We start from the raw sequence: 12,728 nt of genomic DNA, 5'->3' as shown, positions 1-12,728 counted from the left end.
CAGCCCATCGATCGGACATGATGTAATGGGTTGGGTTTCGTTCCTCAACCCAACCTACAACTACTACAAATATTTCTGCAATAGCAAGCCCATTTTCTCCTTAGTTGCGGCCGGCACTTGATCTAGCCGAGTCAGAATTGCATATTTCAAAGCAGAATGTGCATCAGATACTGGGGGATTTTCTGTTAGTCTACGGACTGTTTCTTGAATGACTTTTTGAGCATTCTCTGCATTGCGGTGCAGATTTGCTATTACCATTTCTACAGTTACGCTGTCGTGTTCGGTATGCCAGCAGTCGTAGTCTGTGACTAATGCTAAAGTTGCGTAGGCAATTTCAGCTTCTCTGGCTAATTTTGCTTCCGGCAAATTTGTCATCCCAATGACTGTGGCATCCCAACTGCGGTAAAGGTTTGATTCTGCTTTTGTGGAAAATGCGGGGCCTTCCATGCAGACGTAAGTGCCGCCCCGGTGGAGGTTAACGTCGGGGAGGTTCAAGGATTCGATCGCACTTGCCAATACTTTCGCCAATTCGCCGCAAACCGGATCGCCGAATGTGATGTGAGCAACAATTCCTTCTCCAAAAAAGGTAGAAACTCGATTTTTTGTGCGATCGATAAACTGATCCGGCACTACCATATCTAAAGGTTTCGCCTCTGCTTTCAGGGAACCAACCGCCGACGCTGAGATTAAATACTCAACTCCCAAACTCTTCATGGCATAAATATTTGCTCGGTAAGGCACTTCTGAGGGCAAAAAAGTGTGGTTGCGGCCGTGTCTAGCCAGAAATGCTACCGGCGTACCGTCCAATGTTCCCACAATTGCGGCATCGGATGGCGCTCCAAAAGGTGTATCAATTTTCACCTCTTCAATATCCTTGAGGGCCTCCATTTTATACAAACCGCTGCCGCCGATAATTCCGATTTTTGCTTGTGCCATTTTTACTTTCTGCCTGAGTTTTACCACAGTGATTCTATCGGGCCATCGTTAAGTTGACGTAAAGATAATTGAAGATTTCGTGACAACAGTCACTCCACATACACTATTTTGTCACGAAATATATGTGATATTAATCACAAAGTACCTTCACAAAATCTTTAAAAATAAAGGTACACAGTTCTGTTATCAACTTTTAGCGTGTTAAGGTCGTCAGGAACCTCAGCCTAAAGGCATGAGGCTTGAAAGAGAAATTTAACAAGCCGTCCTGACCAGCCTAAGTCTTAACTGACTACGTTTTTTGAGTCACGACACCGGGCGGATGCGAAGCTAGTCCCCTGCTCTGTCGCTAGTAGTTAAACAACTTTAAGGTCACTGAAGTAGTGCTGCTAGCCGGCGCAAGCTCAGAAAACCTTGGCGAAGCTAACTTTACCCCAGAAATGGGAGTTTGAGGCAACCATACCTCATCGGAGGGGCAACCATACCCCTCCACCCCGCGAGGGATTTAAATTAATGTAAAGCCGTGCTCAAAGCACGGGGTTTCTACCCATTTTTATGATGACAGTCAGCTCTGCTAACCTCCCCAAAATCTCGATCGAGGCGATCGTCGAGCGCATCTTTGCTTTTCGCCAGATTACCCCCCTTGATAGACGACTGCTGAAATCAGCAATGCTAGCCCAGAAAGGTCTTAACGAAAAAGACCAGTGTCACATCAACCGAGTGTGTCAGGGCATCCAAAACGGATTGATTTTAGTTGTAGAATAAATTTGCAGCACGAGCTCTTGCGAGATCAAGAAGGTGTTTTAAAATTTGTGTCTGAGTCTGTATCTGCTAAAACTGCGTTCGAGCGCTGTTTTACTATTTTTCGGCGCGCGATTGCTCAACATCACAAATAATATTATTTCTATCGTTTCCGGTTGCATCGGAATTAATAAAATCGAGTCAACATTTAACACTCAACCATTCAGTTTTGCGACCCCTCCTTCTACAGTTAGCAGTCAACAGTCAACAATCATTTCGCTCGTGCAACCGGAATTGATATTACATCTTATCGCTCAAAATTCAACAGCCAAAAGCCTGTATAAGTCATGCCACTATCATCGGGCTGCACTAACAAAAAATGCAATCCTTTACTTAATTGCTTGCGCTGTTGGTAAATTTGGGCGGCCGCTTTCACTTCGCTATCTTCAAAAGTAGCCACAACCCACCTATCTACTAACCCAGCTTCCAATATCAATCCGTCTGGTTCTCCAGCAATATAATTCAAAGCGAAAGGTTTGGCATCCTGAAGCCATCTAGCCAACCGCATAGACTGGCGTCCGCCGTCAATCACAACTCCCGGTACGGGTACTGTTGAGGCCAAGCCCAAATTCAGCGGTAACAGCAATTCTGGCATTTCCAAAATTGGCAGGGGACGCCCTTGGAAAGCCTCTTCAATGTCGCCGGCGGGTAGGGAAGCAAAACGCCAGCCATCGCCCCAGAGGTTTTCGGGTAAGGGTACGGGCGGCGGCGAGTCGAGGGCGATCGCACTGTAAGTTTCACCTGTATAATTAGGCATACTCGAATATTCTTTGGCGCGTTGTTGCAGCAGCAATTTCAGAGCCGCAGTGCGCCGCGTCGCTTCCACCTTTACACCCAAAACTTTGCCTGCAGCCTCAATTAAGCCCAGAGACTGAGGCCTAAATACTTCAATCAAATCTGGCAAATTCTGAGTTTGAGCTTGCTGCTGCAACTGCGAGGCTAGCCAAGTGGAATTTGCGTCCCCCTGGCGGCAAACAGCGCTAAATTGAAAACTGCCTTCCGAGTCGCAAATTAAGAGTTCCCACTGTGGTTTGCCAGTTTCGTCTTGGAGAGGGCGGCGGTAAAAATCAGCTTGCCAAATACGCATAAATAATTAAAAAATAAAATATACAACTCGATAATTTTAATATAGCCTGGTGACAATCCGATACAATACCGAACTTTGAAAAAAAAACTTCGAGCGATATAGCCATCCTCGCATCATTTGTGAATTTCTTACTCCCTCCCCTTATAAAGGGGAGGGTTGGGGTGGGGTAAAAAATTTACAACGAGCGATATAGCCATCCTCGCATCATTTGTGAATTTCTTACTCCCTCGCCTTTATAAGGGGAGGGTTGGGGTGGGGTAAAAAATTTACGACTCCTGCAAGGATTGCAATATCTTACACCCGTTAAAAAAACTGCAACTGTAGGCCAGCGATCCAAACCGTGCTAATAATCAGTAATTCCCCCTTCTAAAATCTAAAATCTAAAATCTAAAATCTAAAATCGTATGGCTCGCTTAGCCATCCTCCCTTAGCAATTAGCCATTCCCAAATTTATTTAAGATGGTGAACCAAATACATATCCAACTCGCCTTTATTTTTAGCATAAATTTTTCCTCGGTATTCGCATTCAAAAAAATCTCTAACTAATTCAAACGTTTCCTGAGAGATATTGATATTTCCAGGGACGCCGGAAGATTCCATCCGAGATGCAGTATTAACTGTATCTCCCCAGACATCATAGGAAAACTTTTTATTCCCAATTACCCCAGCAAGTATTGGGCCTGAATGAATGCCAATGCGGATATCCCAATAAGGAATATTTTGTTGAGCTTTCTGTATTTTTCTCAAATCCATGAACTGTCGAATTTCTATGGCAGCAAGTACAGCGTCAAAGGCGTGTGTTGGGCGAGGCGTAGGAATTCCCGCCGCGCACATATAGCTGTCGCCAATAGTCTTCAGTTTTTCCATAGAGTATTTATCCATCACGCGATCGAAATAAGAAAAACAATAGTCTAGTTCGTCAACTAACTCTCGCGGCGTCATTTTTTCAGATAACTGAGTAAAGCCTTTAAAGTCAGTAAATAAAACCGATACGCTATCATAATAAAGTGGTTCCACTTTGCCGTTATTTTTGAGTTCATCGGCAATTTCAAGCGGGAGCACATTCAACAGTAGCTGGTCAGATTTGTGCTTTTCGGCATCGAGCTCGGAATACAGGTTATTTATCTCTTTAAAGCGTTCAGCATTGCGGATGGCTGAGGATAGTTGCAAAGCCAAAAGATAGCCAATCCGCAAGTCTTCTTGAGTGTAAGCCCCCGGCTTTGTTGTGGCAAAATTAATGGTTCCTAAAACCTTACCTTCGCTTTCCAAGGGAAGGATAATTTGCGAAGCGTAGGGGGATAAAATAGCAGTAGCACCCGCTTCTTGAATTAATTGAGGTTGACGTGTTGTGAAAGCTTTCTTAATAGGGCCGCCCTCTGTCAGGGCTGAAATATCTACAGGGATATGCGGGCCAAATAAGGTCATGCAAGCATTAGTGCTGTGCAGGCAAACGCTACAGTGTTCAAAGTCCAGCAGCCATTTGGCTTGCTTACCTACTACCCGCAAAATTTGGCCCAGATCGAGGGTGCGGTTAATGGCAGTGGCAATTTCATTGACGGCGGAAATGCGGATGGAAAGCGCTTGAGCTTCTGCTAACAAATGGCGGGCTGTCAACAGAAGCTCTTCTCGATCTTGATCTTCTAGCCGATCGCCCATAATAGGGGTATACAATATAGATTACAAAGCATCTATTTCGAGGGCTATTGAATCCGTATATCGGTTGACAAAGCTAAACAGGTCGGCTGTTGCAATAATCTCAAATATTTCAGAATCATCTAGCCCTAAATCCCGCAGGTTTTGGTAATGAGTTTCTGTCACTTCCAGGGGTTTAGTAGCAGCAAGCAAGCCAAAGGTAATTACGGCTTTATCACGTTTTGGCAAAGGGCAGTTGGCAAAGTCAGAAACTAGGGTTCGCAGGATTTCTTCGCTCATCCCCAACGCTGACAATCCGTGCAGGTGAACTTGGAGAGCGTACTCGCTATTATTTGATTGGGAAATAGCGACGCCGACCATTTCTTTAAGCGTGCGGGGTAAGTCTCCTTGCAGGATTGTTCCCCGGAATTTTTTCCAATTTGCTTCTAATATGTCAGGGTTGATTGCCATTGACTTGAACAGGTTGGGGACGATGCCAAACCCCAAGTCTGTCAATATTTCTTCGTACACTGCTTTGGCTTTAGGATCTGTAAGTTGCTCGTATTCTATAAGTGGAAAGTGTGTCATTGTTGTGTTGAACTTGACGGCAGTTAATTTGGGTTGGGATTTAGGTATTTGTTATGTAACGCCACTCAAAGGGCGACCTTACGAGCTATCTTGGCTTTAGTCGGATTGATGAAAAATGCACCGCTGTCAGCAAACCGCGAATCATGAAAATGAGCGAGCAACAAATCTGATTATTGAGGCTGGATTAAACCTGCAATTATAGCAGTAACCGGAGCCAAGAAAATTATGTTGCGATCGGGTTATAGTGCTAATCTTAGATGTTTCCAATGGCTGCTGTCAAGTATGGGCAATTCATGAGGCGCGACGGTGTGAAATCTTACCCAAACTATTGAATTAGATAATGCTGTTCCGTTCGCTAATTTTTAGGCAAAAAACACTGTTCGATCGATCGCTCCGGCTCCACAAATGCCCTAAATCTTATGCTCCGGCGCGCGTACAGGGGAAAAACAAAACGCTGTGCGATCGAGTTTATTGAATTAATCAGAAGCTCGATCGACAATCCATGCCCCAGATAAGCTAGGCTAACGCCTGCGACTGGAGTTATTATGGGTAAACTGTAAACTTCTATCATTGTCGCTGCATTTGCTATGAACCCTGCCCTGACTCAATTTGGCGCTCAGATGTCCCACCTCACGGGAGTTCGGGCAATTATGAAAGATATTATTGAAACTCTCAGAGCCGGCAGCGGGCAGGAGTTTATCAATTTGAGCGCCGGAAATCCGGTAATTTTGCCGGAAGTCGAGCAGTTGTGGCGCGACTGCACTGCGGAACTTTTGGCCAGCCCGGAATACGGCGAGGTTGTTTGTCGCTACGGTTCCAGTCAAGGTTATCAGCCGTTGATTGATGCGGTGCGGACGGATTTTAACCAGCGTTACGGACTCAATTTGACCGATCGCAATATCCTAATTACTCCCGGAAGTCAATCGATTTACTTCTACGCAGCCAACGCTTTCGGCGGCTACACTACACCCCCCCCATCCCCCCCTTACCAAGGGGGGGCTAGGGGGGGTAGCCTTAAAAATATCGTGCTACCGCTGAGCCCAGACTACACCGGTTACGGCGGCGTTAGCTTGATTCCCGAAGCGGTAGTCGCCTGCAAACCTACCCTCGATATTGATGCGGCTGCTCACAGGTTCAAATACCGCCCGGATTTCAGCCAACTGTCGATCGACCAAACCACTGGTTGCGTCATTTTTTCCCGTCCCTGCAACCCCACCGGCAACGTTCTCACCGACGACGAAGTTAAGAAAATTGCCGATTTAGCAGCCGCTTTCGACGTGCCGGTGTTCGTGGATTCCGCCTACGGCCCTCCGTTCCCGTCCTTGAATTTTACCGAAATGACGCCGATTTTTGGCGGCAATATCGTGCACTGTATGAGTTTGTCGAAAGCCGGATTGCCGGGAGAAAGAATCGGAATTGCGATCGGCGATGAAAAAATCATTCAAATATTAGAATGTTTTCAGACCAATATGTGCATTCATTCGCCGAGATACGGACAGGCGATCGCAACTCGTGCCATTGCTTCCGGCGCTCTTGCCGACATTTCCATCAACGTAATTCGGCCGTACTATCAAAGCAAATTTGCGATCGTAGAAAGCACCCTAGAACAAGCAATGCCGAAAGATTTGCCGTGGTTTTTGCACCGGGGCGAAGGAGCAATTTTCGCATGGTTGTGGCTGAAAGATTTGCCAATGACTGATTGGGAACTGTATCAAGAGTTGAAAAAAGTCGGCGTAATTGTCGTGCCAGGAAGTTCTTTCTTCCCCGGTTTGCGGGAAGATTGGCAGCACAAACATGAGTGTTTACGCATCAGTTTGACTGCAACAAATGATGAGATTGAAACTGCCATGAAACGCTTGGCTCAAATGGTAGAAAAGCTTTATCAGTCAGTTGACAGTTGACAGTTGGCAGTTGGCAGTTGGCAGTTGACAGTTGACAGTTGACAGTTGACTGTTAACATTCCCAATACTTCGGGTACGCGGTTCCTGAGCGACTCGTGCTGATCGTAGCCGGAGTAAGTCGAAGGGCATTACAAGTTACCAATTACCAATTATCAGTTACCGATGATAATGACCGAAAGCATCCAGGATACCGGCCACGTGATTCATCCGTCCAGAAATAAAAAACCTGTATCCGATGAAACTTGCCCCCCGAATTGATCTGTGGGGTCAATGCTTTAATCTAAAATCTAAAATCTAAAATCTAAAATCGATTGACTTCTTCCTTGGCAGATCGACTACAATTTAAAAAATAATAATTAGCAGCGCGGTAGGTTATGGCAGTGCAATTACTCAAAAGGTTGTTGACCGTAGAAGAATATCATTTAATGGGCAAAGCTGGTATTCTTTCCGAGGGCGATCGGGTAGAACTGATAGAAGGAGAACTTATCCAAATGGCAGCAATTGGAACTCGTCATGCTTCCTGTGTGAGACGATTCATCGGACTGTTCAGCGAAATTCCCAGTAACCGGGCTTTTCTGGATGTGCAAAACCCCATCCAGTTGAGCGAGCGAACCGAACCTCAACCTGATATAGTATTGCTGCAACCCCGGGCTGATTACTATTCAACAGCACATCCAGTACCGTCAGAAGTTTTGCTGTTGGTAGAAGTATCCGATAGCACGGTTGATTACGATCGAGATGTGAAAGTTCTGATTTACGCTCGATCGCTAATTCAAGAAGTTTGGCTAGTAGATATAGAGGCACAATGTTTAGAAGTTTACCGCCAGCCAACTCCGAATGGTTACAGTTTAATCCAAAAATTTTGGCGGGGTCAACAAGTTGCGTCGCTCGCCTTTCCTGATTTGGAAGTGAATATCGATTTCGTACTGGGATAGATTCGGATTATAGGTTATAGAAAACATTCCCAAGTCCCCATTTTTCAATTAAACAACCCGATAAACAAAACTCAGAGTTGCCCAAACATTCACATCCAAAGCCAAATCATCCGTTGATATCCCCACTTTCTGTACCCCCGGAATGCTAGCCGCGTGCAAATCTTCGAGTACCGCCCGCGCCACCTTTAAAGGATTCAACAACACTCGAATTGGCAGGGCATCCCTCGTTTGCTGCATTTCGGCTTCTATTGCAGCCAGAGTTTGAGCGAAGGAACTCTCACTAAATATAATCATAGTTTCCGCAAGTCCGATCGGCCCCGATACCGCCCACCCGCTCCCCCCAGCCGCCGGTAGAGTCAAATTCTCCCCAGGAGCGATCGCCCGCGACATAACTCCCACAGACTCTTTGCTCTCAGCGCCGATCGCTGACAGCCGTCCGGCGCTGTCCGAGCAAAACACCGCAAAGTAAACCGGGCGATCGCTGTCGTTATACAATCTGTAGCGAACTCGGCTGCCCTCTGGCAAACTTAGTATATGAGCGCTTGCCGATTTCTCACTTTCCCCGCTCAGCGGTTCCAGCCGATAATCACCGCCGGCCCGCACAGGCTCTCGCTGCGCCACAGCCCGCGCTTGCGGTGCGGTAGTTGCCAGAACCGCCCGCACCTTCAGGCGCGAAGACCCCTCATTGGCTGTCAGCCGCAGCAACTTCCCAGCCTGCAGCGCTTTCAACTGCGGAGTCAAGCGCTGCACCGCCACCTTAACTGCTTCTCCCCCGTCGCCCTCAGTATCGGGAATCAGCATTTGAGCCAAAGAAAACAAACCGTAACGGCTTTGATACAAAGCAGGCTCGTGAGCCGAGACTGTTTCGGCTAAAGTTGTTTCCGGGACTCTGCCGAACCGACAGTCAGCCCATTGCTCACTGCCTACCGCCGAAACTTGTGGCACAGTCGCAAAGGCGCTGGTAGCGTCCACGCGCTCGATGCGTTCCAAACCTGAGTCCAAAGCTACTGTCAAACCGATGTTTCGTGGCAATACCCGAATTTCTTCCCTCACCAGTTCGCCGACTGCTAATTGGCCGAAAGTTCGATCGAACCCGTCTAAAACTTGGGCTTTAGCAGAGAGGCCCGTGCGTCCCCGCAGCAAAAGCCTCGCGCCCTCGGAGGAATCCACTGCAAACACAGAACCCTCGGAGCACTCCAAAACCGAGGGCGACAACCCGCCCAGCCACAACTGCACAGTTTTGCCCCCCTCTTCCACCGCCGTCACAGCGCCGTCAGATGCAGGGGAATTGAAGATTAAATTTGAAAAATTCACCGCCGGCGCGGTTGTTAAATCGTGATTAAGAATTTGCGGTTGCTGCGATAACCCCGCGATTTGCTCGACATTACCCGCCGCGCGGCTGAAACTGACGCTGAAGCTGCTAGCGGGAGTTGCCCACCACAAAGTTTGGGTGAGGGCGTAGGTAAACAGACCTGCGGTAAATCCGTTCCACTCTTGTTCGGCGGCGAGTTGGGAATTCGCGCCTGCGGCAAGTAGGGCTGCCGCAGGGCGGAGATTTGGGCGGGATCGGAGGTCTTGGGCAAACGTTAATTCTGCGATACCCAGCTCGCCGATGGTGGGGCGGGGGCGGGAGCGAATGCGAAAGTTACCGTTTTTGGGGAAACCCGGATAGGTGTAGCTGGTGTCGAGGATGGCGATCGCATTTTCTGTCGCGAGCGATCGCATCAACAATAACAGCGTTTCCTCTAAAATATCGTTCACCGCCCGGTTTGCTAACAGCGGCAAAACATCATCCGCCGGCACCAAACTGTTTTGCATTTTTCCAGGAGACTCGGCCAAACTGACTCGGCTACCGCGGCCGCTAAAGTGAAAAACTACCACGTCACCGGGTTTTGCTTGTTCGCCCAAGTGAGTCACAAAAGCCGTCTCGATATTTTCCCTCGTAGCTTGAGCGTCAGTCAAAGTCAAAATGTCCGAGGGCACAAACCCAAACCGATATATCAGCAGTTCCCGCTGCATTTCCACATCCGTGACGCAGCCGTGCAGGGGCGAGTCTGGATATTTGTCAACGCCAACCAACAAAGCCAATTTCCTGGCTGTCGGCTGCGCTAAGGCTTGGAGGTAGCGCGAGCCCAACGGCAGCCACAAAGCCTCGCTGATGCCGATGGCGGCCAGCACCCGGCCAGCTTGCTGCAAAAATTCCCGCCGCTTGAGTCCCATTTTTAAATAGCTTTGAATTTTAAGCGTTGAATTTTAAGTTAAATTCCCCTCACTAATTTTAGGGGAATTAATTAGATTGTGACTGTTTAGGATTAAGGGAGTTTTTAAGTTTTAACTTTTGAGCTTTAAGTTTAAAATTTCCCATTTAAAACTCAAAACTCAAAATTCAAAACTATGCAGAATGTCGCCCACACCAATCTTCAAGATTTAAATCTCGTAATTGAAAATATTCATGGCCTTGGCTAATTCTGCGGCGACTTCCGGCCGGGAAAACTGCGGCGGCGGCAATTTTCCAGCGCGCAGCATTTCCCGAACTTTGGTTCCCGACAAATGCACCCGTTGTTCGGGAGTGCTTGGGCTTGTTTTAGTTGTAGCCATTTGTTCCGTCAGTTTGCAATAGAAAGCGTGCTCGAATTTCATCGGCACAATTCCCAATTCTCCCGGCTCAAATTCATCAAAAATATGTTGGGCATCGTAAGTCCCGTAATAATCGCCAACTCCCGCGTGATCGCGCCCCACGATAAAGTGAGTGCAGCCGTAGTTTTTGCGGATTAAAGCATGAAAAATTGCTTCTCGCGGCCCGGCGTAGCGCATCGCCGCCGGATTAATTGCCAAAATTACGCGATCTTTTGGGTAGTATTTTTCTAGCAGAATTTCGTAGCAGCGCATCCGCACGTCAGCGGCGATGTCGTCATCCTTAGTCGTCCCGACTAGCGGGTGCAGGAACAAGCCGTCTACTGTTTCTAAGGCGCATTTTTGGATGTATTCGTGTGCGCGGTGGATGGGGTTTCGGGTTTGGAAACCGACTATGGTTTTCCATCCTTTTTCTGTGAACAGCATTCTCGATTTCGCCGGGTCAATTTGGTATTGGGGAAAGCGGACATCTAGTTCGCGTTCCAGCAGCCAAATGTCGCCTGCGAGGTTAACGGGCCCGGATTTGTCTACTACCTGGACACCCGGGTGTTTGAGGTCGTCGGTGCGGTAGACGTTGAGGGCTTCTTCTTCTTTACTGTAGTGATATTTTTCTGCAAGTTCCAAGAGCCCGACAAATTTGCCCGCCGGGGTGTCGAGGCGCACTAAAGTTCCTGCTTTCAGGGGGGCGGCGACTTCTTCTGTTACCGAGAGGGTGATGGGAACCGACCACGGAAGGCCGTTGGAGAGGCGCATTTGTTTAACGACCGATCGATAATCCGCTTCGTTCATGAACCCTTTGAGGGGACTCAGGGCGCCGATGGCGATCATTTGCAGGTCGGAGATCGATCGATCCGACAACTGGACTCGCGGCAGGGACTCTGCTTTATCGAAAAATTCTTGTCTCTGGTCTAGTGTGGCAATGCGGTTGACCAGGGTGCCGCCGTGAGGGGCAATGCGGTCTGAATGCTGGCTCATGTCGATTTGAAGTTGTGGGTTTTAGCTGCCAGAGTATATCCTACCAAAGTATTGTTACAATTAATTAATTTTCCTCCCTCAGTCGGCACACATGGTTTTTAATGTTGGTATCAACCATAATTTATTCCGCCACTTATGACACTTTATAATTTATTAGTGAAATCTATCGATTTCTGGCAAGAGCATTCAGGCTTGAGCAATCTCAAAACTCATACTATTTATTCTAAAATCCTCGGCTCTGACTCTTTAGTGATCGATTTAGGCGCCAATGTCGGTCAATTTAGCGAAGCGATAACTCGCGAATTCAATTGTAGGTGTTACGCAATAGAAGCAGTTCCTTCTGTGTATTCTCAACTCCCAGAGAATGGCTTAGTTAAAAAGTTTAATTATGCTATATCAGACCGAAATGAGCCATTAAAAATATATGTTTCAGATAATCGAGAATGTAACAGTATTAGTCAGGAAGCTGCTAGTGTCTACGGCCTTCAGGGAGAGATATCAGTGGATGGTATCACTTTAGAAACTTTTCTGAACAACCAGAGCATCGAGTTAGTTGATTTGTTGAAGATAGATATTGAAGGTGCTGAAGAAGCCGTTTTTAACTCAACTAGCGATGCCACGCTCTGCAATGTTAAGCAGATAACTATAGAGTTTCACGATTTTATGCCAGGTTCTATTAGCGCTGAGGAAGTTAACAAAATTACCAACAGGTTAAAAAGATTGGGTTTTATCTGTATCCCATTTTCATACCTGTTCCCTGACATGGATACCTGTGACTTCTTATTTATCAATACGAATCGATGTAAAATTCCGTATAAAGACTGGCTGGGTTTTCAAATGATTAACTTGCTTCTAACAATAGAAAAAACTAAGTCATCTCTACTCCGTTCCGCTGGAAAGCGCGAACAAAGTGTTGCCAATTAGCGCGGTGAATAAATTGACGGCAAAGTCGATAGGAATCCCATTCAAATCTATCACTTTTATTTCTCTACAATCAGCTCTGGCAGGCAATCAAGCAATTTAGTGCCGGGCCCCTGGATTGATTCCTTCGCAGACTCAGGATGGGAGTAATCCCTAGGACGGGCTTTTCTTAGACATTTCCGTGATAAATTCGACAATTGGTGTATACGGGAATAATTCACCTAACCAAACCCAATATGTCCACATATGTACCACCAAGAATCGCTATTCAACGACTCGGAGTATGTTCAAAAACACGCTTAGCGGTGGGAAAAAGAAGGG

At 47.0% G+C, this 12,728-nt stretch carries 11 protein-coding genes; 4 read left to right on the top strand and 7 right to left on the bottom strand.

Features of this window, described 5'->3' with window-relative positions; all coding sequences use genetic code 11:
- Positions 1 to 63: 63 nt before the first annotated feature.
- Positions 64 to 936 carry an S-methyl-5'-thioadenosine phosphorylase gene (locus tag QUB12_RS16345; protein WP_333307644.1) on the bottom strand — a complete coding sequence of 291 codons (873 nt, stop codon included), beginning with the start codon at positions 934 to 936 and terminating at the stop codon, positions 64 to 66.
- A gap of 552 nt (positions 937 to 1,488) precedes the next feature.
- Between QUB12_RS16345 and QUB12_RS16340 the strand changes: the two genes are divergently transcribed.
- The gene (locus QUB12_RS16340) at positions 1,489 to 1,698 is read left to right on the top strand and encodes a hypothetical protein (protein WP_333307641.1); all 210 of its coding nucleotides are present in this window, start codon (positions 1,489 to 1,491) and stop codon (positions 1,696 to 1,698) included.
- A 283-nt stretch (positions 1,699 to 1,981) separates the two neighbouring features.
- Here the strand turns inward: QUB12_RS16340 and QUB12_RS16335 are convergent, their stop codons facing one another.
- The 4 genes from QUB12_RS16335 to QUB12_RS16320 all read right to left on the bottom strand — a co-directional run bounded on the left by QUB12_RS16335 (position 1,982) and on the right by QUB12_RS16320 (position 5,612).
- Positions 1,982 to 2,821, bottom strand: a complete 840-nt coding sequence (locus QUB12_RS16335) for a Tab2/Atab2 family RNA-binding protein (RefSeq protein ID WP_333307638.1) — start codon at positions 2,819 to 2,821, stop codon at positions 1,982 to 1,984.
- Between the two features lie 450 nt (positions 2,822 to 3,271).
- Positions 3,272 to 4,492 carry an adenylate/guanylate cyclase domain-containing protein gene (locus QUB12_RS16330; RefSeq protein ID WP_333307635.1) on the bottom strand — a complete coding sequence of 407 codons (1,221 nt, stop codon included), beginning with the start codon at positions 4,490 to 4,492 and terminating at the stop codon, positions 3,272 to 3,274.
- A 6-nt stretch (positions 4,493 to 4,498) separates the two neighbouring features.
- The gene (locus QUB12_RS16325) at positions 4,499 to 5,041 is read right to left on the bottom strand and encodes a carboxymuconolactone decarboxylase family protein (protein WP_333207313.1); all 543 of its coding nucleotides are present in this window, start codon (positions 5,039 to 5,041) and stop codon (positions 4,499 to 4,501) included.
- Between the two features lie 355 nt (positions 5,042 to 5,396).
- The gene (locus QUB12_RS16320; RefSeq protein ID WP_333143032.1) at positions 5,397 to 5,612 is read right to left on the bottom strand and encodes a hypothetical protein; all 216 of its coding nucleotides are present in this window, start codon (positions 5,610 to 5,612) and stop codon (positions 5,397 to 5,399) included.
- A gap of 16 nt (positions 5,613 to 5,628) precedes the next feature.
- On the opposite strand from QUB12_RS16320, the gene QUB12_RS16315 reads away from it, so the two are divergent.
- Complete coding sequence (locus QUB12_RS16315; RefSeq protein WP_333143031.1) at positions 5,629 to 6,942, top strand: valine--pyruvate transaminase; 1,314 nt, start codon at positions 5,629 to 5,631, stop codon at positions 6,940 to 6,942.
- A gap of 374 nt (positions 6,943 to 7,316) precedes the next feature.
- Positions 7,317 to 7,877: a Uma2 family endonuclease gene (locus tag QUB12_RS16310; RefSeq protein ID WP_333207316.1), complete on the top strand. Its 561-nt coding sequence runs from the start codon at positions 7,317 to 7,319 to the stop codon at positions 7,875 to 7,877.
- Between the two features lie 48 nt (positions 7,878 to 7,925).
- On the opposite strand, the gene QUB12_RS16305 is transcribed toward QUB12_RS16310, so the two are convergent.
- Both QUB12_RS16305 and sat read right to left on the bottom strand, forming a co-directional pair.
- Positions 7,926 to 10,097, bottom strand: coding sequence for a caspase family protein (locus QUB12_RS16305; protein ID WP_333307632.1), 2,172 nt, complete (start codon positions 10,095 to 10,097; stop codon positions 7,926 to 7,928).
- 207 nt (positions 10,098 to 10,304) lie between these two features.
- Positions 10,305 to 11,486, bottom strand: coding sequence for a sulfate adenylyltransferase (gene sat / locus QUB12_RS16300; RefSeq protein WP_333143028.1), 1,182 nt, complete (start codon positions 11,484 to 11,486; stop codon positions 10,305 to 10,307).
- Between the two features lie 135 nt (positions 11,487 to 11,621).
- Between sat and QUB12_RS16295 the strand changes: the two genes are divergently transcribed.
- Complete coding sequence (locus QUB12_RS16295) at positions 11,622 to 12,410, top strand: FkbM family methyltransferase (RefSeq protein WP_333143027.1); 789 nt, start codon at positions 11,622 to 11,624, stop codon at positions 12,408 to 12,410.
- Positions 12,411 to 12,728: the final 318 nt, after the last annotated feature.

Origin of the sequence: Microcoleus sp. B7-D4 (assembly GCF_036705125.1) — a bacterium.
Taxonomy (GTDB): domain Bacteria; phylum Cyanobacteriota; class Cyanobacteriia; order Cyanobacteriales; family Microcoleaceae; genus Microcoleus.
Note: the sequence above shows the minus strand (reverse complement) of the source record. Positions and strands in the feature narration are given on the sequence as shown.

Bases quoted from the DNA above. Each gene is read 5' to 3' on its own strand.
- QUB12_RS16305 (WP_333307632.1), bottom strand. From the start codon at position 10,097: ATGGGACTCAAGCGGCGGGAATTTTTGCAGCAAGCTGGCCGGGTGCTG.
- QUB12_RS16315 (WP_333143031.1), top strand. From the start codon at position 5,629: ATGAACCCTGCCCTGACTCAATTTGGCGCTCAGATGTCCCACCTCACG.
- QUB12_RS16340 (WP_333307641.1), top strand. From the start codon at position 1,489: ATGATGACAGTCAGCTCTGCTAACCTCCCCAAAATCTCGATCGAGGCG.
- QUB12_RS16335 (WP_333307638.1), bottom strand. From the start codon at position 2,821: ATGCGTATTTGGCAAGCTGATTTTTACCGCCGCCCTCTCCAAGACGAA.
- QUB12_RS16295 (WP_333143027.1), top strand. From the start codon at position 11,622: ATGACACTTTATAATTTATTAGTGAAATCTATCGATTTCTGGCAAGAG.
- QUB12_RS16325 (WP_333207313.1), bottom strand. From the start codon at position 5,041: ATGACACACTTTCCACTTATAGAATACGAGCAACTTACAGATCCTAAA.
- QUB12_RS16345 (WP_333307644.1), bottom strand. From the start codon at position 936: ATGGCACAAGCAAAAATCGGAATTATCGGCGGCAGCGGTTTGTATAAA.
- QUB12_RS16320 (WP_333143032.1), bottom strand. From the start codon at position 5,612: ATGATAGAAGTTTACAGTTTACCCATAATAACTCCAGTCGCAGGCGTT.
- QUB12_RS16310 (WP_333207316.1), top strand. From the start codon at position 7,317: ATGGCAGTGCAATTACTCAAAAGGTTGTTGACCGTAGAAGAATATCAT.
- sat (WP_333143028.1), bottom strand. From the start codon at position 11,486: ATGAGCCAGCATTCAGACCGCATTGCCCCTCACGGCGGCACCCTGGTC.